The sequence below is a fragment of the Pseudomonas sp. PLMAX genome (assembly GCF_046042685.1).
Lineage (GTDB): Bacteria > Pseudomonadota > Gammaproteobacteria > Pseudomonadales > Pseudomonadaceae > Aquipseudomonas > Aquipseudomonas putida_AE.
On record NZ_CP064949.1, the window covers coordinates 317,002 to 336,330 of the forward strand.

The window sequence follows — 19,329 nt, forward strand, 5'->3', positions numbered from 1 at the left end:
TGACTCGAGGTTCATCCAATTCCCACTGCCACCGCGCGAACGGTCCGGCTATAGTTTGCTCGCCGACCTCGGCCCCACCCGCACAAGGTGCTCCCGGTATGACCCGATTGACCTCTCTGACCCCTTGGCTGGCGGCCGCAGCAGTCGCCCTTTGCGTGCAATTTCCGGCACAGGCGGCCCAGGAGCGTTTCACCCTGAACATCCCAGGCGTCTCGGATGACCGACTGTTCACCGCGGCCGCCGCCAGCGATGCCCAGGGGTGCGGTGGGCACAACGTCTCGCCAGCGCTGAACTGGAACGCCGGCCCTGCAGGCACGCTCAGCTACGCCATCGTCATGCACGACCCGGACGGGCAAAAAGGCCAGGGCGTCGATCATTGGGTGCATTACGGCATCAAGGCCGGCACCCACCAGATTGCGGCGGGTGTCGGCGCCAAGTCCGCGTTCGAGGGCGTGAGTGGCACCAACAGCAAAGGCACGACAGGGTACGTCGGCCCTTGCCCACCGGTTGGCGACAGCGCACATCACTACATCATCCAGCTCTTCGCCCTGGACCTGGCCCCGGATGCCCTGCCGGCCGGCCTGACGCGCACCCAGTTGCTGGAAAAAATCAAAGGTCACGTACTGAGAAACAGCAGCGTGGTACGGCGCTACCACCGCTGAAGATTTTTTAGCGCGGGTTAACCCCAACCGTTCGGGCTGTCCGTCTCACAGGATGAATGGATCAATTTCCTCCTGAGGTCAGCCCCCATGTCCCTCCCTCTGCATGTTCTTCGTCCGCTCGCCCAGGGTTTCGCCGCCGGGCTGTTGCTGGCCGTTGCTGGTTGCGGTGTGTCGTCCAAACCCGATTCCGCCTCTGTGTCATCGCCGGCCCAGGCCGAGTTGAAAACCGAATCGTCGGTGCAACACGAACTGCTCGACGCTGACGCCTCGATGAGCAAGCGCAATGTCAGACCCGCACCGATGGCCGGCTTCGCGCCGATGCCTGCGGGCGAGGCTTATCCACAGGGATATCGCGACGAACAGCGCGAGCAGTACCAGGCCCTGGCAGATAACCCCATCCACAGCGTCACCGAAACACCGGTCTCGACCTTCAGCGCCGACGTCGACACCGGTGCTTACGCCAACGTCCGCCGTTTGCTCAACCAGGGGCGATTGCCACCGGAAGGAGCGGTGCGGCTGGAAGAGATGGTCAATTACTTCCCTTACGACTACGCCTTGCCCACCGATGGCTCGCCCTTCGGCGTGACCACCGAGCTGGCGGCCTCACCCTGGAACCCGCATACGCGCCTGTTGCGCATCGGCATCAAGGCCTCGGACCTTGCGGTCCCGGAACTGGCCCCGGCGAACCTGGTGTTCCTGGTGGACGTGTCCGGCTCGATGGATCGCCGCGAGGGCCTGCCGCTGGTCAAAAGCACCCTGAAACTGTTGGTCGATCAACTGCGCGATCAGGATCGGGTGTCGTTGGTGGTCTACGCCGGGGAATCGCGCGTGGTACTCGAGCCCACTTCCGGACGGGAAAAAGCGAAGATTCGTACAGCCATCGAGCAATTGACTGCAGGCGGTTCAACCGCCGGAGCCTCGGGCATCGAACTGGCTTATCAACAGGCGCAACAGGCGTTTATCCCCAAGGGCATCAACCGCGTTCTATTGGCCACTGACGGTGACTTCAACGTTGGAGTCAGCGACTTCGACAGCCTCAAACAAATGGCTGTGGATAAACGCAAGACGGGTGTATCTCTGACCACCCTGGGTTTCGGTGTGGATAACTACAATGAACACCTGATGGAACAACTAGCCGATGCCGGCGATGGCAACTACGCCTACATCGACAACCTGCGTGAGGCGCGCAAGGTGCTGGTGGATCAACTCGGCTCGACCCTTGCCGTCGTGGCAAAAAACGTCAAGCTGCAAGTGGAGTTCAACCCCGCGCAAGTCAGCGAGTATCGCCTGCTGGGTTATGAAAACCGTGCGTTGAAACGTGAGGACTTCAGCAATGACAAGGTCGATGCCGGTGAAATCGGTGCAGGACATACCGTGACTGCGTTGTACGAAATTGTCCCCAAGGGTGAGAAGGGCTGGCTGGAACCGCTGCGCTACGCTCAACCGGGCGCCGCTATTGCTGAAAAGCATGGCGAATTGGCGATGCTGCGGGTGCGTTATCAGTTGCCGGAAGGTGGGAAAAGTCGCTTGATCGAACGCCCGATCGTTGATTCCCCGATTGGCAAAGCAAGCGATGACCTGCGCTTTGCTGCAGCAGTGGCTGCTTTTTCCCAACAGCTCAAGGACGGACGCTACACCGGCGAGTTCAGCCTCAAGGACACCGAAGCGCTGGCCCACGGCGCCCGGGGCGATGACCGTTTCGGCCTGCGCAGCGAGTTCGTGCAATTGGTGGAACTGGCGCAGAGCCTGCGCACCACCACCGCGTCGAATCCAACTGCCACTGACCGACGGATTGAATAGTGAGCCGATTGAAGGGGTTCATCAGCCAGCTGTTTGCGCCCGCAAGCAGCACCGAGGCCAGCAGCGACGAAGCGCTGCTGGCCCGTTATCGCGAGGGCGACGGCGCGGCGTTCGAGATTCTGTACGCGCGCCACCGCCAGGGTTTGTACCGATTTCTGCTGGGGTTGAGCGGCAGGGCGGAACTCGCCGAGGAGGTCTATCAGGAAACCTGGCTGAGCCTGATCCGCAGCGGCAGTCAGCCACAAGGTCGGGCGACTTTTCGTACCTGGCTCTACCAGATTGCCCGCAACCGCTTGATCGATCACTGGCGCAAACACGGCGTCCATCAGCCGCTGCACGACAGCTATGACGAACAAGCCCATGCCCTGCCCGATGACACAACCGATCCCGAGCAACTGCTGAGCCTGAGCCGTGACAGCCAGCGTCTGGAGGCCGCCTTGCAAGCCTTGCCCGCCGACCAGCGCGAAGTGTTCCTGCTGCGTGCCTACAGCGATCTCGATTTGCCGCAGATCGCCACCCTCACCGAAACACCGCTGGAAACCGTCAAGAGCCGCTTGCGTTACGCCCAGCAAAAACTGCGTCGGCTGCTGGCCGAGGAGGTACTGACATGACTGACGCCAAGCACACAACGGACCGAACGCTAGAACATTACCGCGAGCAGGCCACCGGCGAACCCCCGGCGCATCTCGACGCGTCGATCCTGGCCGCCGCGCGCAGCGCAGTGCCTGCACCGAAGCCAGGCCTGTGGCAACGCTGGCTTCGCGCCTGCCAGCAACCCCGCTGGCAAGTGGCATTCGCCAGCCTGGTCGGCATCGCACTGATGCTCTCAATGGTCCAGCGCACGCCTGAGCAAGTGCCCAGCTACGACTTCGCGCCCGCAGCACCGGTCGCCAAACAGGAAGCCGAACCAGCACCGCCAGCACAGGCCCGTTCCCTCAAAGCCCCGGCTGGCGCGCTCTCCGCACCGGCCCCCGCCGCACCAATGGCGGAATCGGCAGCCCCGGCACAAGCAGAATCCTTCAGCGCCGACATGGCGGACGAAGCCAAGTCCAGCAAGCGCGCCGCGCCCCCGGTGAAATCCCTGGATGAGCAGTTGCGCGAAGTGCTGCACCTGCAAAAAACCGGGCACAAGCAAGCCGCCGACAAACTGCTGGCCGACCTGCACAAACGCTTTCCCGAAGAAAACCTCAGCGCCCGACTCAAGGATCTGCAGAAAAACTGATCGGCCCAACGCTCGACGATTTGGCATCAAGGCCCGAAAGCGCGCACTATCGGGCCATAGTCGATGCGTTGGAGGATGCCGTGACAAAAAAAATCGACCGCATCGCCCAAATGCTCAACTGCCCGGAAAAGGGCGAGGAATTACGGCGGGCAATTACCGAGAGCCGTAAGGATTTTCTGCTGAATCAGCAGGAAGAGGGTAATGCTGAGGAAGAAGACGTTCTTGAAGAGGAAGAATTCGAGGACGACGAGGATGATGAATACGACGAGTTTGATTGGACGACAGAATGAAAAAACCGCTTAGGCGGTTTTTTTGACCCACAAAAAAGCCCCAGACCCTACGGCCTGAGGCTTTCTCGTTTTTACGTATGGTGCACCAGGCGGGATTCGAACCCACGACCCCTGCCTTCGGAGGGCAGTACTCTATCCAGCTGAGCTACTGGTGCAGCGGGCGCCATGATACTCATATGCGTTGCAGGCGTCCATGCTGCTGAATCGCCTGTGTTTTTTTAAAGCGTAACCTGCGTTTGCTACGTTGATCAGAAATTTGCAGCAAAAAAGAGGTTTTCGTTCTTTTTTTCGAACGGCCTATTGTCCTTTACCCCCTTTGATCCTAGGATTCGTTTGAGATTTCAAACGCTCTTGTCTGGGTGCTGAACCGCACGATTTGAATCAGTGCGCTATTTATGTGCTTCAGCCCGGTGAATGATTTCCCTGACGGCAGCCTACTGAGGCGCCTTTCTACAATCATAATTTGCTCCGCGCCTGTCGCGGTGCTGTTAAGGAAAGCCGACATGCAGCTTAAAGACACCCAGTTGTTCCGCCAGCAAGCCTTCATCGATGGCGCTTGGGTTGATGCGGACAATGGTCAGACGATCAAGGTCAACAACCCGGCAACGGGCGAAATTCTGGGCACCGTGCCGAAAATGGGCGCTGCCGAAACCCGCCGTGCAATCGAAGCCGCTGACAAAGCGCTGCCGGCCTGGCGTGCACTGACCGCCAAAGAACGTGCGAACAAGCTGCGTCGCTGGTACGAGCTGATCATCGAGAACCAGGACGACCTGGCTCGCCTGATGACCCTGGAGCAGGGCAAGCCATTGGCCGAAGCCAAGGGCGAAATCGTTTACGCCGCATCGTTCATCGAGTGGTTCGCCGAAGAAGCCAAGCGCATCTACGGTGACGTGATTCCGGGCCACCAGCCAGACAAGCGCCTGATCGTGATCAAGCAGCCTATCGGCGTGACCGCTGCCATCACCCCGTGGAACTTCCCGGCTGCCATGATCACCCGTAAAGCCGGCCCGGCCCTGGCCGCCGGTTGCACCATGGTGCTCAAGCCTGCTTCGCAAACTCCGTTCTCCGCGTTCGCCCTGGCTGAACTGGCCCAGCGTGCCGGCATCCCGGCTGGCGTGTTCAGCGTGGTGTCCGGCAGCGCCGGCGACATCGGCAGCGAGCTGACCAGCAACCCGATCGTGCGCAAGCTCTCCTTCACCGGTTCGACCGAAATCGGTCGCCAGCTGATGTCGGAATGCGCCAAGGACATCAAGAAAGTGTCCCTGGAACTGGGCGGCAACGCGCCGTTCATCGTGTTCGACGACGCGGACCTGGATAAGGCCGTCGAAGGCGCGATCATTTCCAAATACCGCAACAACGGCCAGACCTGCGTCTGCGCCAACCGCCTGTATATTCAGGATTCGGTCTACGACGCGTTCGCCGAGAAACTGAAAGTGGCCGTGGCCAAGCTGAAGATCGGTAACGGTCTGGAAGACGGCACCACCACTGGTCCGCTGATCGACGAAAAAGCCGTGGCCAAGGTGCAGGAACACATCGCCGACGCCGTTGCCAAAGGCGCCACCGTGCTGTCCGGCGGCAAATCGATGGAAGGCAACTTCTTCGAGCCGACCATTCTGACCAACGTGCCGAACAACGCGGCCGTGGCCAAGGAAGAAACCTTCGGCCCACTGGCGCCGCTGTTCCGCTTCAAAGACGAAGCCGACGTGATCGCGATGTCCAACGACACCGAGTTCGGCCTGGCCTCGTACTTCTATGCTCGCGACCTGGGTCGTGTGTTCCGTGTGGCTGAAGCCTTGGAATACGGCATGGTTGGCGTCAACACCGGGCTGATCTCCAACGAAGTCGCGCCGTTCGGCGGTATCAAGGCCTCGGGCCTGGGCCGTGAAGGCTCCAAGTACGGCATCGAAGATTACCTGGAAATCAAATACCTCTGCCTGGGCATCTAAGCTCGAGGGCATAAGCCCGGCAAGGCATTGCTTCAAGCGCAAAGGGCACGAGAGCGCTGTCCCTTTGCGCTGCTTCAAACCGGAATTTTCTCTGTGGTCGGGAAAGCTGTGGCAGTCGATCATCGCATGCTGCCTCAGTTACCTCCCCACCGCTTAATCCTTGAACCACGCCGACCGATGAGCGGCGAATGAGGAATGTAATGAGCAAGACTAACGCTGATTTGATGGCCCGCCGTACCAATGCAGTTCCACGTGGTGTTGGCCAGATTCACCCGATTTTCGCCGAGTCGGCGAAGAACGCGACCGTGACCGACGTTGAAGGTCGTGAGTTCATCGACTTCGCTGGCGGTATCGCTGTACTGAACACCGGCCACGTGCACCCGAAAATCATCGCGGCCGTGACCGAGCAGCTGAACAAGCTGACCCACACCTGCTTCCAGGTACTGGCTTACGAACCGTACGTAGAAGTGTGCGAAAAAATCAACGCCAAGGTGCCTGGTGATTTCGCCAAGAAAACCCTGCTGGTCACCACCGGCTCCGAAGCCGTGGAAAACTCGATCAAGATCGCCCGTGCCGCCACTGGCCGTGCCGGCGTGATCGCGTTCACCGGCGCTTACCACGGTCGCACCATGATGACCCTGGGCCTGACCGGTAAAGTCGTGCCTTACTCGGCCGGCATGGGCCTGATGCCAGGCGGCATCTTCCGCGCGCTGTACCCGAACGAACTGCACGGTGTAAGCATCGACGACTCGATCGCTTCCATCGAACGCATCTTCAAGAACGATGCCGAGCCGAAAGACATCGCCGCGATCATCATCGAGCCGGTTCAGGGCGAAGGTGGTTTCTACGTCGCGCCGAAAGAATTCATGAAGCGTCTGCGTGCCCTGTGCGACCAGCACGGCATCCTGCTGATCGCTGACGAAGTACAGACTGGCGCTGGCCGTACCGGTACGTTCTTCGCCATGGAACAGATGGGCGTTGCTGCCGACCTGACCACCTTCGCCAAATCCATCGCTGGCGGCTTCCCGCTGGCCGGTGTGTGCGGCAAGGCCGAATACATGGACGCCATCGCTCCAGGCGGCCTGGGCGGCACCTACGCCGGTAGCCCGATCGCTTGCGCCGCGGCCCTGGCCGTGATGGAAGTGTTCGAAGAAGAGCACCTGCTGGACCGCTGCAAGGCAGTCGGCGAGCGTCTGGTGACTGGCCTGAAAGCCATCCAGGCCAAGTACCCGGTGATCGGTGAAGTGCGTGCCCTGGGCGCGATGATCGCGGTCGAGCTGTTCGAAAACGGCGACAGCCACAAGCCGAACGCTGCAGCTGTAGCGTCCGTTGTGGCCAAGGCTCGCGACAAGGGCCTGATCCTGCTGTCCTGCGGCACCTACGGCAACGTTCTGCGCGTTCTGGTACCGCTGACTTCGCCTGACGAGCAACTGGACAAAGGCCTGGCGATCATCGAAGAGTGCTTCTCCGAGCTCTGATCACCGAGTGTGACCTGCTTCACAGAAAACCCGCTTCGGCGGGTTTTTTCATACCCCCGAAAACACAACCCGCGTATTAGCGCTGTATCCGGTGGCCGGCTTTGGCTTAAGGTTCACGGATTGCCAGGGAGAGCTGTATGACAGTCGTCATTTTACCCGCGATTCCGCGAGTGTTGATCGCCGAGGCCGACCCCTGGTCCCGCGATCTGCTCAAGGAAGTGTTGTTGAACGTTCGCTGCGATGCACGGCTGGATTTGTGTGCCGATGGTCAGCAGGCGCTGGAGTTGCTGGCGTCAAACCCTTACGACCTGGTCATCGCCGACTGGGAGTTGCCAGGCGTCGATGGCCTGAATGTGTTGCGCAGCGTGCGTCAGCGCAAGCGCAATCCACCGTTGCCGTTCATTCTGATGAGCAGCCGCAACGACAGTGCGAGCGTGCGTGAGGCCTTGCCGCTGGCCCCTGCTGCTTACCTGACCAAACCCTTGAACATGGCCAGCCTGACCCAGCGCCTGCAGGTGTTGCTGCTCAACGCTGGGGAAGAGGTGTCGTGCGAAGTGCCGGCGCTGGCGCCAGGCATGACCTTGCCGGTGTTCCTTGAGCGCCGCCGCGAGCTGGCGGAGGGCGCGCCGCTGATGACTGACGTGCAAGTGGCGGTCAAGCGCAGCCTCAACCCCAACGGCCTGGATTTGACGGTGCTGGAAGACGAGATCCGCACCGATCCGCAAGTCACCGCCGTGCTGATCGCCGCCGCCAACAGCGCCGCCCAACACCATGGCACCGCCGTGCAGACCCTGTCCCAGGCCCTGCACCGGTTGGGCACCGGGCAAAGCATGAACCTGATCCTGGGCCTGACGCTCAAGCGCAGTGCTCGGCTCAGCGATCCGCAGCTGGCGGACTATGCCGAGCGTTACTGGGGTTTGTCGCTGCACACCGCCGAGTACGCGCGAACGCTGGCGCGCTTGCTGGATCTGGACCAGGCGCGTTGCTACTGCGCCGGCATGCTGCATCGACTGGGCGACCTGGCGTTGTTGCGCTGTTTGCAGGAATGGAAACAGGCCGGTGGCGAACTCGACGAGCAGGAGCAAGTGGGCGAGGCATTGGCCGAGTTCAGTGCCGCCTACGGTTCGGCGTTGCGCACCCGCTGGCGTCTGCCGTTGGAGCTGCGACAGCTGATTGCAGCCGCTTACCAGCTCGGTGGCGGGGTTTACTCCCGTGAAGCCCTGGTGATGAACATGGCGGCGCAATTGGCGCGCCTGAACGAGCATGAGGGCCTTGAGACGCTGGCCAATAGCCGGACGGCGCGGTTGCTGAAGATCGGCTTGCCGGAGTTGGTAAGGATGCGCAAAAAATAAGGCTTACACCGCCCTTTGTAGGAGCTGGCTTGCCAGCGAATCCAGACAGCGCGGTGAGTCAGGTACGCCGCTTTCGCTGGCAAGCCAGCTCCTACAGGGACCGTGCCGTTCAGGCGGTGATGATGCGATTCTTGCCCTGGCGCTTGGCCTCGTACATTGCCGCATCCGCCCGGGCAAACAGGTTTTCCACGCTTTCATCCTCGGCCGTCAGGCTGGTCAGGCCCTGGCTGACGGTGATGCCGAACGTTTGGCCATCATGGGTGAAGCTCAAGCCCTGAATCTCCCGCTGCACGCGCTCGGCCACTTGCAGGGCCATCTGCGGCGTGCAACCGGGGAACACCGCGGCGAATTCCTCGCCGCCAATGCGCCCGAACAGATCACCGCGGCGCAGCGCTGCACGGCCGCTGTCGGCAATGTGCTGCAGCACGTTGTCGCCTTCCTGGTGGCCATAGGTGTCGTTGATGACCTTGAAATCATCGATGTCCAGCATGAGAAACGACAGCGGCGTGCCCTGTTGTCGCGCCTGTTCGAATTCCTGCTCGGCGCCTTCGAAGAAATGCCGGCGGTTGCTGCTGCGGGTCAGGGCGTCGGTGGTCGCCAGCCGTTGCAGTTCGGACTCCAGTTGCTTCTTGTCGGTGATGTCTTCGGCGATGCCGACAATGATCACCGGCTGACCAGGCTCGGCCTGACGGTTGATGAAGCACTTGTCGCTGAGCCAGCGCAGCTGCCCGTCGGCGGTCATGATCCGGTATTCGCGGTCTTCGACGGCACCCTTGACCAGCACGTCCGCCAGGCTGCGCTCGGCGTACTCGAGGTCGTCGGGGTAAATGCTGTCGCGCCATTGGTTGTAGTCGGCCAGCAGCAGGTCGGCGCTGCGGCCGAAAATCCGTTCATAGGCAGGGCTGACATACAGCACCTGGCGGGTTTCCCAGTTGAATGCCCACAGCACCGCGTTGACGCTCACCAGCAAGGTGCTGAACAGCTGTTCACGCTCGCTCAGGCGCGCCACCTCACCTTGGGCGTGCATCAGCGCCATCAGGGTTTGCGCGGCCTCGGGCCACTGCACAGGGGATGAGTCTTGCTGATTGTTGACCATCGACACAAATCTCAAAGGGCGTGCGTCGCTCCAGGTTCGAAGCGGCCACGTTCAAGCCCGCCAGGATGGCGAAGTGTCTTTGAGATAAGGGATTTGTAGCGAAGTTCCGAAGGGTGCGCCCTGCTAAAGGGCGCACCGATCAACGGTGTCAGGCAGCGCTTGGGCGCAGGGAATAGGTCTTCAACTGATCGGCAAAGTCACGCAGGGATTGAATCCCGCTGGCTTCCGCTTCGTGTATCCAATCCTTGATGGCGGCCAGCATGTCGTGGCCATTTGAGCTGGTCTTGACCCAGATCTGCTGCAAGGCCAGGCGTTTCTCGTAGATGACCTTCAGCGCCTGGCTGTGCTCGAGCATGGTCTGGATACGAACGTGGTGCTTGTCGTCCAGCAGGCTGGTTTCCCGCGAGAGCAGACGCTTGGCACGGTGGAACTGGTGGCGGACCGAATGATCGACCTTTTCCAGTTCCTGCTTGACCAGCGGCCCGATCACCAGCTTGCGGTACTGGGCCATGATCTGGAAGCGGTTGTTGAGGATCGCCATGGCGGTGTCCATGTCCAGGTTGCCCTTGCCTTCGACACGGTGGGCAATCGGCGCGACCCTCTGGACCTTGGCCAGGCGCAGGAAGCTGAACACCTGGATCCAGGCCCAGCCCAGGTCGAACTCCCACTTCTTCACCGACAGTTTTGCCGAGTTAGGGTAGGTGTGATGGTTGTTATGCAGCTCTTCACCACCGATCAGGATGCCCCAGGGCACCAGGTTGGTCGCTGCATCGCGACACTCGAAGTTGCGGTAGCCGACGGCATGGCCCAGGCCATTGACCACGCCGGCGGCCCACACCGGGATCCACATCATCTGGATGGCCCAGATGGTGATGCCGATGGTGCCGAACAGCAGCAGGTCGATAACGCCCATGATCGCCACGCCCAGCAGTGGGAAGCGGGTGTAGACGTTGCGTTCGATCCAGTCATCGGGGCAGTTCTTGCCGTAGATGCGCAGGGTCTCGGGGTTTTCCGCTTCGGCGCGGTACAACTCGGCGCCTTTGCGCAGAACGGTGGACAAGCCCTTGATCACCGGGCTGTGCGGATCGTCGACGGTTTCGCACTTGGCGTGATGCTTGCGATGGATGGCGGTCCACTCGCGAGTGTTCTGCGCCGTGGTCAGCCACAGCCAGAAGCGGAAGAAATGTTTCAGGCCAGCATTCAGCTCAAGCGAGCGATGGGCTGAGTAACGGTGCAGATAGACCGTGACGCCGATGATCGTGACGTGGGTCATCAGCAAGGTGACTGCCACCAGAGACCAGGGCGACAAGCCGAGAAAACCTTGGTACCACATAGGCTATTGGGCCCTCGAAAAAGAAAAAACAGCCGATGCATTATCACCAAGCGGACAGATAAAACCAGTCGCCCTTTCAGATAAGAGTGGCAGGATGTGTCTTTAAACTATAATCCCGACTTTTTCGTAGGGACATGGACAGCCTTATGTCTGCCAGTTATCGCGATGCCGTGCGTGCAGCGCTGCTCTACCTGCTGATTTCCGTCATCTGGATGCTGTTCAGTGGTTATTTATTGAGCAGTTTATTCGATAACTCGGCCGAGCGCTTACGCTGGCAACTGATCAACGGTTATGCCTGGGTGGTGGTGAGCGCCGGCTTGATCTTCATGGTCCGGACGCGATTGTTGCGTTGCCTGAGTGTCGACGCGAAATTGCCCGAACGAAGTGAAGACCGCGAGCGTCTGCGCCAGGCGGCCGCCGTGTTCGATTGCACCCGTGAAGGCGTGTTGGTCACCGATCACCAGGGGCTGATCGTGCATGTGAACCGCGCCTTCATGGCGATCACCGGCTATCAGCTTGAAGAAGTGCTGGGGCATCAACCCAGTCTGTTCAAGTCAGGGCATCATCCACCGGCCTTCTATCAGGCGATGTTCGCCACCCTCAACAGCGTCGGCGAGTGGAGCGGCGAAATCTGGAACCGGCGCAAAAGCGGCGAAATCTATCCGCAATGGCAGACCATTCGCATGATTCACGACGACCTGGGGCGTTGCAGTCATTTCGTGGCGGTATTTTCCGATATCAGCGCCATCAAGGACTCGGAAAACGAACTGAGGCACCTAGCCCATCACGATCCGCTTACCGGCCTGCCCAATCGCCTGCTGTTCACCGACCGTGCCACGCATGCCTTGGCGTCGGCGCAGATCCACAAGCGGGGTTGCGCGTTGCTGATGATCGATCTGGATCACTTCGTGATGATCAACGACAGCCTTGGGCACTCGATCGGTGACCAAGTACTCAAGGCGGTGGCCGAACGCCTGACTGCGATGCTCGACCCCGCAATCACCTTGGCGCGCCTGGGTGGTGATGAGTTCGCCGTGCTGGCCGAGAGCTGTCCGCAATTGATGCAGGCCGCGGCGCTGGCCCAGCGGATCATCGAGGGCCTCAAGGAGCCTTTCGATATCCATGGGCATCGGCTGTTCATCAACGCCAGCATCGGTATCAGCCTGTTCCCCAGTGACGCCTTGAGTGCCGAGCAGTTATTGCGCAACGCCGACTCGGCGCTGTTCAAGGCCAAGAGCGGCGGGCGTGATGGCTATGCCCTTTACACCGAAGCTTTGACGGCCCAGGCCCGGCAGCGGGTCGAGACCGCTTCTGAACTGCGCAGGGCCCTTGAACAAGACGAGCTGCGGGTGTTTTACCAGCCAGTTCACGATCTCAAGAGTGGTCGCCTGGTCGGCGTCGAGGCGCTGGTGCGCTGGGAGCATCCGCAGCGCGGCCTGGTGTCTCCGGCGCAATTCATCCCGGTGGCCGAACGAACCGGGCTTATCGCCCGAATCGATGCCTGGGTGATGCGCCAGGCCTGCCAGCAGATGTGCCAGTGGCAACAGGCGGGCGTGAAGCTGTCGTTTGTCGCGGTGAATGTTTCATCGCGACTATTCGCCGGCCGCGAGCTGTACCAGCAAGTGGCGCAGGTGCTGCGCGAAACCGGCCTGGACCCGGACTGCCTGGAGCTGGAAGTCACCGAGAGCGCGGTGATGGAAGATCCGGAGGTCGCGCTTGAGCACATGCACCGGCTACGGGAGTTGGGTGTGCGGCTGGCCATCGATGATTTCGGCACCGGTTATTCGTCGCTGTTGCGGCTCAAGCGCTTGCCGGTACAGAAACTCAAGATCGACCAGGGTTTTGTCGCCGGATTGCCGAGGGACGAGGACGACGCAGCCATTGTGCGGGTCATCATCGCCCTGGCACAGAGCATGGGCCTGCAGGTGCAAGCCGAGGGCATCGAGCAGGTCGAACAGGCGGCGTTTCTGCTCGAGCATGGCAGTGATCTGGGGCAGGGTTACTGGTTTGGGCGGCCGGTGCCGGCGATGCAGCTGGATTGGACCAAGATTCCAAAAAACTGCTAAATCCACGCAAACCCTTGTCCCGCCAAATAATGTCTTCTGGTTATATAAACATTCTTAAATAGTCTTTTTAAGAATATCCGCGCCTCTCTACTATTGGTCTCACGCCGCAAGCAGTGCCGCCACTGCCAGGCAACCTCTCAGTTGAAGGAGCAGCACCATGAGCGCATCTCTGCGTAGCGTTGACGGCCAGGACGAAGCAACCATCCTGCGCGAAATCCAGAGCGCCCTGCGCGATCTGCGTTTTGGCGCGGTGGAAATCACCGTGCACAACGCCCAGGTGGTCCAAATCGAACGCAAGGAAAAATTCCGCTTGCAGCAACCGGGCAACAAACCTGCCTGAAGCGATTTTTTGAGCCGACACCGCGATCCCAGAAATCCATAAGAAATAGCCAACACAATTAGAATTCCAGGAGCTTTCACCATGTCGTCGATTCGCCATTTCGCTTTGGCCGCCCTGGCCAGCGCCCTGTTTGCCGGTTCTGCGGTCGCCAAGGATTACGAACTGCTCAACGTGTCGTACGACCCGACCCGCGAGCTCTACCAGGATTACAACGCTGAATTCGTCAATTTCTGGAAGAAAACTAATCCCGGCGACAGCGTGAAAATCCAGCAATCCCATGGTGGCTCGGGCAAACAGGGCCGGGCGGTGATCGACGGCCTGCGCGCCGACGTGGTGACCCTGGCCCTGGCTGGTGACATCGACGAAATCGCCAAACTCGGCAAGACCCTGCCGGCTGATTGGCAGAAGCGTTTGCCGGAAGCCAGCACGCCGTACACTTCGACCATCGTGTTCCTGGTGCGCAAGGGCAACCCTAAAGGCATCAAGGACTGGGGCGACCTGGTCAAGAACGACGTGTCGGTGATCACCCCGAACCCGAAAACCTCAGGCGGTGCGCGCTGGAACTTCCTCGCTGCTTGGGCCTACGGCCTGAAAGCCAACGGTGGTGACGAAGCCAAGGCCAAGGAATATGTGCAAACCCTGTTCAAGCATGTGCCTGTGCTGGACACCGGTGCTCGCGGTTCGACCATTACCTTCGTCAATAACGGTCAGGGTGACGTGTTGCTGGCCTGGGAAAACGAAGCGTTCCTGGCCCTGAAAGAAGATGGCGGCGCCGACAAGTTCGAAATCGTCGTGCCTTCTCTGTCTATCCTTGCCGAGCCGCCAGTGGCCGTGGTCGACAAGAACGCCGAGAAGAAGGGCAACGAGCAGATCGCCGAGGCCTACCTCAAGCACCTGTACAGCCCGGCGGGCCAGGAAATTGCGGCGAAAAACTTCTATCGTCCACGGGACAAGGAAGTCGCCTCGAAATACGTCCAGCAGTTCCCGAAACTGGACCTGGTGACCATCGACAAAGACTTCGGTGGCTGGAAAACCGCGCAGCCGAAATTCTTCAACGACGGCGGCGTATTCGACCAGATCTACCAGGCGCAGTAATCTTAAATAGCCATCAAGGAGCCTCGAATCGCGATTCGAGGCTTTGTGCGTTCTCAACCAGGGACTTTTATGTCGCGTCGTATCTCCCCCGTCATACCCGGCTTCGGGCTGACGCTGGGCTACACCTTGGTGTACCTCAGCCTGATTGTGCTCATACCACTGGCGGCGATGTTCGTGCATGCCGCTCAACTCACCTGGGATCAGTTCTGGGCAATCATCTCGGCGCCAAGGGTGCTGGCGGCGTTGAAGCTGAGCTTCGGCACCGCCCTGTACGCGGCGATCATCAACGGCATCATCGGCACGCTGCTGGCCTGGGTGCTGGTGCGCTATACCTTCCCGGGACGCAAAATCATCGATGCGATGATCGATTTGCCGTTCGCATTGCCCACCGCCGTGGCCGGTATTGCGCTCACCGCGCTGTATACGCCAACCGGCCTGGTGGGTCAGTTTGCAGCGGATCTGGGTTTCAAGATCGCCTACACCCCCCTGGGCATCACCCTTGCCCTCACTTTTGTGACACTTCCATTCGTAGTACGTACCGTACAGCCCGTGCTGGCCGATATTCCCCGTGAAGTGGAAGAAGCGGCGGCGTGCCTGGGTGCAAAACCGTTGCAGGTGTTCCGTCATATCCTGGTACCGGCCCTGTTGCCGGCCTGGTTGACCGGTTTCGCCCTGGCCTTTGCCCGCGGGGTCGGCGAGTACGGTTCGGTGATTTTCATCGCCGGCAACATGCCGATGAAAACCGAGATCCTGCCGCTGCTGATCATGGTCAAGCTGGACCAGTACGATTACACCGGCGCTACCTCCATTGGTGTACTGATGCTGGTGGTTTCCTTCATTCTGTTGCTGCTGATCAACTTGCTGCAGCGGCGCATCGAAACCCCATAAGGAGGCGCGAACAATGTCCCAATCGTCTATTGCTGCCGCCTCTTCGGCCAACGCTGCCCGCCGTGGCAGTGCGACCTCGCGGCGAATCCTGATCGGCCTTGGCTGGCTGATTTTTGCGCTGTTCCTGTTGCTGCCGCTGTTCATCGTGGTGTCCCAGGGTTTGAAAAACGGCCTGGGTGCGTTCTTCACCGCGATCTTCGAACCCGACGCACTGTCGGCGCTGAAGCTGACGTTGATTGCCGTACTGATTTCGGTGCCGTTGAACCTGGTGTTCGGCGTCAGTGCCGCGTGGTGCGTGAGCAAGTACTCGTTCCGCGGCAAGAGCATGCTGGTGACCCTGATCGACCTGCCGTTCTCGGTATCGCCGGTGATCGCCGGCCTGGTCTATGTGTTGATGTTCGGCGCCCAGGGCCTGTTCGGCCCGTGGTTGCAGGACCACGACATCCAGATCGTCTTCGCCTTGCCAGGCATCGTGCTGGCGACGATATTCGTCACCGTGCCGTTCGTGGCCCGTGAGCTGATCCCGCTGATGCAGGAGCAGGGCACCCAGGAAGAGGAGGCCGCGCGCTTGCTCGGGGCCAATGGCTGGCAGATGTTCTGGCACGTCACCGTACCCAACATCAAATGGGGCCTGATCTACGGCGTGGTGCTCTGTACCGCGCGGGCCATGGGGGAATTCGGTGCGGTGTCGGTGGTTTCCGGGCACATTCGCGGGGTGACCAACACCTTGCCGCTGCACGTCGAGATCCTCTACAACGAATACAACCACGTGGCCGCGTTCGCCGTGGCGAGCCTGTTGCTGATCCTGGCGCTCTTCATCCTGCTGCTCAAGCAGTGGAGCGAAAACCGTATCAACCGCCTGCGCGCCAGCGCCGCGGAGGAATAATTCATGTCGATCGAAGTGCGTAACGTCAGCAAGAATTTCAATGCGTTCAAGGCCCTGGACAACATCAGCCTGGACATCCAGAGCGGCGAACTGGTCGCGCTGCTCGGCCCGTCGGGCTGCGGCAAGACCACGTTGCTGCGGATCATCGCCGGCCTGGAAACCCCGGACCAGGGCAATATCGTGTTCCACGGCGAAGACGTTTCCGGCCACGACGTGCGTGATCGCAACGTCGGTTTCGTGTTCCAGCACTACGCTTTGTTCCGCCACATGACGGTGTTCGACAACGTCGCGTTCGGCTTGCGCATGAAGCCGAAAAACCAGCGCCCGAGCGAAAGCCAGATCGCGACCAAGGTGCACGAACTGCTGAACATGGTGCAGCTGGATTGGCTGTCGGATCGTTATCCGGAACAACTGTCCGGTGGCCAGCGTCAGCGTATCGCCCTGGCCCGTGCCCTGGCGGTGGAGCCGAAAGTGCTGCTGCTCGACGAACCCTTCGGCGCCCTCGACGCCAAGGTTCGTAAAGAGCTGCGTCGCTGGTTGGCGCGTCTGCACGAAGACATCAACCTGACGTCCGTTTTCGTGACCCACGACCAGGAAGAAGCGATGGAAGTCGCCGACCGCATCGTGGTGATGAACAAGGGCGTGATCGAGCAGATCGGCGCACCGGGTGACGTCTACGAAAATCCGGCCAGCGATTTCGTTTATCACTTCCTCGGTGATTCGAACCGTCTGCACCTGGGCGAAGACAATCATGTGCTGTTCCGTCCGCACGAGGTGTCGCTGTCGCGCCATGAACTGGAAGATCACCACGCCGCGCAAGTGCGCGATATCCGTCCGTTGGGTGCGACGACGCGGGTGACGCTGAAGGTCGAAGGCCAGAGTGATCTGATCGAAGCCGAAGTGGTCAAGGATCACGACAGCCTGATCGGGTTGGCCAAGGGCGAGACGCTGTTCTTCAAGCCGAAGGTCTGGCAGAAGGTCGCCAACCTCTGACCTGTAGGAGCTGGCTTGCCAGCGATCAACGATGACGCGGTGTGTCATACACACCGCTTTCGCCGGCAAGCCAGCTCCTACAGATCCGCTCAGGCCGCCGCTTTGTTTGGATTGACCCGCACACCCCCCGCCCGCGCCTCGATCTGCTCTTTCAGCTCATGCCGCAACCCGAGCAAAAACGCCAACTCCACCACCACAAACAACGGCCCGACGATCAACCCTGTCACATCATCGACAAACGCCGGTTTGCGCCCTTCATAATGGTGGCCAACAAACTGGATCGCCCAGCCAATCACAAACATCGCCACGCCGCTGCTCAGCCAGACCAGCGTGCTTTGCTGCGCCAGCACCTGGCCTGCCCAAATGCTCAGCCCCAGCAACACCGTCATCAACACCCCGAGACGCAACTCCAGGCGCAGGTAGAACCACGCCGACGCCAGCGCCACCAGTATCGCCGGTGAAAGCCAACCCCCGGCCCATTGCGGACGGGACAGTAACACCGCCACCGCCACCACAATCAATGGGATACCCACGAAATGCGTGGCGATGTTGCGCGGGTCACGGTGGTAGGCGGCGTATTGACTGAGATGGTCAACGAGGCTTTTTTTCATTGTTGTTCCTCCTGTAGGGTGCACGATCATGCCTTGGGGCCATTCATTGCTCTGTCAGCCAGGCGACAATCTCTAGGAGTTTTCATGGATATGCAGGTCTGGCGTCCACGCCTGCTGCGCGGCCAGTGGTTCAGCCATTTGCCTGCTTCCCTACAGGATAGTCTGCTGGACGCTGCCAGGGTGCGGCGCTTATCAGCCGGTCAGCGCCTGTTCCAGCGCGGCGATCAGCCCTGTGGCCTGTACGCGGTGCTCGAAGGCGCGGTGCGTATAGGCGCCGTGAACGAGCAGGGCAAAGAGGCGTTGCTGAGCCTGGTGGAAGCGCCGCACTGGTTTGGGGAAATCTGCCTGTTCGATGGCCAGGCGCGTACCCACGACGCCTTTGGACTGGGCCCGTGCACGCTGTTGCACATACCGCATATCGCCCTGCTCACGTTGCTCGATGAACAGCCGGTGTACTGGCGGCAACTGGCGCTGCTGATGAGTCAGAAACTGCGCCTGACCTTCATCAATCTCGAACAGCTGAGCCTGATGCCGGCCCCGGTGCGGCTGGCCCATCGCTTGTTGATGATCGCCGAAGGGTACGGCGAAATCGACGAACCACGCCGCGTCCTGCAGTTGCCGCAGGAGCAGCTTGCTTCGATGTTGTCGCTGTCACGGCAGACCACCAACCAGATCCTCAAGGATTTGCAGGGGCAGGGGATATTGAATCTGGGGTATGGCGAAATTGAAATCCTCGATGTTCAGCGGTTGCGGGCGTTAGTTGCCGTTTAATGGTGGGCTTTACCGGCAAACGCGCCTAGCCTGTCGGAACGACAATCGAGGTGTGCCATGCGTGTATTGCTAGTGGAAGACGAACCCGAGACCGCCAAACTCCTGGCCAATGGCCTGAGCGAAGCGAGCTATGCGGTGGATGTGGCAGTCAACGGTATGGACGGCCGGCGCTTCATCGAGGCGGGCGAGTATGAGCTGATCATCCTCGACGTCATGCTGCCGGGGCTCAATGGTTGGCAGTTGCTGCAACAGATCCGCAAGCTCGGTGAGACCCCAGTGCTCCTGCTCACTACCAAGGATGGTATCGAGGATCGCCTGCGCGGCTTGGAGTTGCACGAGGATGATTACCTGCTCAAGCCCTTTGCCGTGAGTGAACTGGTGGCGCGGGTGCGCAAGTTGTTGCGGCGGGGTCAGGGACGCTGAAGTTTTCAGGCGCTGTAAAAAGCCAGCTGGACTTAGTCTTTAAACTGCACTAAATACAATGCATATTCCACATTTCG

Annotated in this window: 19 protein-coding genes and 1 tRNA gene; 16 read left to right on the forward strand and 4 right to left on the reverse strand. The window is 60.3% G+C overall.

Features of this window, described 5'->3' with window-relative positions; genetic code table 11:
* Positions 1-98 precede the first annotated feature (98 nt).
* The 5 genes from DKB71_RS01470 (at position 99) to DKB71_RS01490 (ending at position 3,974) form a co-directional block, all read left to right on the forward strand.
* A complete protein-coding gene (locus tag DKB71_RS01470) occupies positions 99-662 on the forward strand; it encodes a YbhB/YbcL family Raf kinase inhibitor-like protein (RefSeq protein ID WP_408599442.1) in 564 nt (187 codons plus the stop codon).
* 87 nt (positions 663-749) lie between these two features.
* A complete protein-coding gene (locus DKB71_RS01475) occupies positions 750-2,462 on the forward strand; it encodes a vWA domain-containing protein (protein WP_408599443.1) in 1,713 nt (570 codons plus the stop codon).
* A gap of 29 nt (positions 2,463-2,491) precedes the next feature.
* On the forward strand, positions 2,492-3,073 hold the full coding sequence (locus tag DKB71_RS01480) for an RNA polymerase sigma factor (protein WP_408601050.1): 582 nt from the start codon (positions 2,492-2,494) through the stop codon (positions 3,071-3,073).
* Entirely contained in the window at positions 3,070-3,684 is a 615-nt protein-coding gene (locus tag DKB71_RS01485; protein ID WP_408599444.1) for a hypothetical protein, read from the forward strand. Before DKB71_RS01480 ends, DKB71_RS01485 begins: the two co-directional genes overlap by 4 nt.
* A 20-nt stretch (positions 3,685-3,704) precedes the next feature.
* A complete protein-coding gene (locus DKB71_RS01490) occupies positions 3,705-3,974 on the forward strand; it encodes a hypothetical protein (RefSeq protein ID WP_408599445.1) in 270 nt (89 codons plus the stop codon).
* A gap of 78 nt (positions 3,975-4,052) precedes the next feature.
* On the opposite strand, the gene DKB71_RS01495 is transcribed toward DKB71_RS01490, so the two are convergent.
* Positions 4,053-4,129, reverse strand: a tRNA-Arg gene (locus DKB71_RS01495).
* Positions 4,130-4,477: 348 nt separating this feature from the next.
* Here DKB71_RS01495 and gabD point away from each other — a divergent pair.
* The 3 genes from gabD to DKB71_RS01510 all read left to right on the forward strand — a co-directional run bounded on the left by gabD (position 4,478) and on the right by DKB71_RS01510 (position 8,750).
* Positions 4,478-5,920, forward strand: a complete 1,443-nt coding sequence (gabD, locus tag DKB71_RS01500) for an NADP-dependent succinate-semialdehyde dehydrogenase (protein ID WP_046815380.1) — start codon at positions 4,478-4,480, stop codon at positions 5,918-5,920.
* 200 nt (positions 5,921-6,120) lie between these two features.
* Positions 6,121-7,398, forward strand: coding sequence for a 4-aminobutyrate--2-oxoglutarate transaminase (gene gabT / locus DKB71_RS01505; protein ID WP_274075035.1), 1,278 nt, complete (start codon positions 6,121-6,123; stop codon positions 7,396-7,398).
* 137 nt (positions 7,399-7,535) lie between these two features.
* On the forward strand, positions 7,536-8,750 hold the full coding sequence (locus DKB71_RS01510; RefSeq protein ID WP_408599446.1) for an HDOD domain-containing protein: 1,215 nt from the start codon (positions 7,536-7,538) through the stop codon (positions 8,748-8,750).
* Positions 8,751-8,859: 109 nt separating this feature from the next.
* On the opposite strand, the gene DKB71_RS01515 is transcribed toward DKB71_RS01510, so the two are convergent.
* Together DKB71_RS01515 and desA are read right to left on the reverse strand one after the other, a co-directional pair.
* Positions 8,860-9,846 (reverse strand): GGDEF domain-containing protein, encoded by a 987-nt coding sequence (locus DKB71_RS01515; RefSeq protein WP_408599447.1) that lies wholly within the window; start codon positions 9,844-9,846, stop codon positions 8,860-8,862.
* Between the two features lie 148 nt (positions 9,847-9,994).
* Positions 9,995-11,179, reverse strand: coding sequence for a delta-9 fatty acid desaturase DesA (desA, locus tag DKB71_RS01520; RefSeq protein WP_408599448.1), 1,185 nt, complete (start codon positions 11,177-11,179; stop codon positions 9,995-9,997).
* Positions 11,180-11,325: 146 nt separating this feature from the next.
* Between desA and dibA the strand changes: the two genes are divergently transcribed.
* The 6 genes from dibA (at position 11,326) to DKB71_RS01550 (ending at position 17,447) form a co-directional block, all read left to right on the forward strand.
* Positions 11,326-13,245 (forward strand): phosphodiesterase DibA, encoded by a 1,920-nt coding sequence (gene dibA, locus DKB71_RS01525; RefSeq protein WP_408599449.1) that lies wholly within the window; start codon positions 11,326-11,328, stop codon positions 13,243-13,245.
* A 157-nt stretch (positions 13,246-13,402) separates the two neighbouring features.
* Positions 13,403-13,585 (forward strand): sulfur starvation response protein OscA, encoded by a 183-nt coding sequence (gene oscA / locus DKB71_RS01530; RefSeq protein WP_274075040.1) that lies wholly within the window; start codon positions 13,403-13,405, stop codon positions 13,583-13,585.
* A gap of 81 nt (positions 13,586-13,666) precedes the next feature.
* The gene (locus DKB71_RS01535; protein WP_408599450.1) at positions 13,667-14,680 is read left to right on the forward strand and encodes a sulfate ABC transporter substrate-binding protein; all 1,014 of its coding nucleotides are present in this window, start codon (positions 13,667-13,669) and stop codon (positions 14,678-14,680) included.
* Positions 14,681-14,749: 69 nt separating this feature from the next.
* Positions 14,750-15,568, forward strand: coding sequence for a sulfate ABC transporter permease subunit CysT (gene cysT, locus DKB71_RS01540; protein ID WP_034148416.1), 819 nt, complete (start codon positions 14,750-14,752; stop codon positions 15,566-15,568).
* A 13-nt stretch (positions 15,569-15,581) separates the two neighbouring features.
* Complete coding sequence (cysW, locus tag DKB71_RS01545) at positions 15,582-16,454, forward strand: sulfate ABC transporter permease subunit CysW (RefSeq protein WP_274075042.1); 873 nt, start codon at positions 15,582-15,584, stop codon at positions 16,452-16,454.
* 3 nt (positions 16,455-16,457) lie between these two features.
* Positions 16,458-17,447: a sulfate/molybdate ABC transporter ATP-binding protein gene (locus DKB71_RS01550; protein ID WP_274075043.1), complete on the forward strand. Its 990-nt coding sequence runs from the start codon at positions 16,458-16,460 to the stop codon at positions 17,445-17,447.
* An 89-nt stretch (positions 17,448-17,536) separates the two neighbouring features.
* Here the strand turns inward: DKB71_RS01550 and DKB71_RS01555 are convergent, their stop codons facing one another.
* Positions 17,537-18,058 (reverse strand): DUF962 domain-containing protein, encoded by a 522-nt coding sequence (locus tag DKB71_RS01555; protein WP_408599451.1) that lies wholly within the window; start codon positions 18,056-18,058, stop codon positions 17,537-17,539.
* Between the two features lie 84 nt (positions 18,059-18,142).
* Between DKB71_RS01555 and DKB71_RS01560 the strand changes: the two genes are divergently transcribed.
* A complete protein-coding gene (locus DKB71_RS01560; RefSeq protein ID WP_408599452.1) occupies positions 18,143-18,829 on the forward strand; it encodes a Crp/Fnr family transcriptional regulator in 687 nt (228 codons plus the stop codon).
* A gap of 57 nt (positions 18,830-18,886) precedes the next feature.
* The gene (locus DKB71_RS01565) at positions 18,887-19,252 is read left to right on the forward strand and encodes a response regulator (RefSeq protein WP_323626516.1); all 366 of its coding nucleotides are present in this window, start codon (positions 18,887-18,889) and stop codon (positions 19,250-19,252) included.
* The last annotated feature ends 77 nt before the right edge of the window (positions 19,253-19,329 follow it).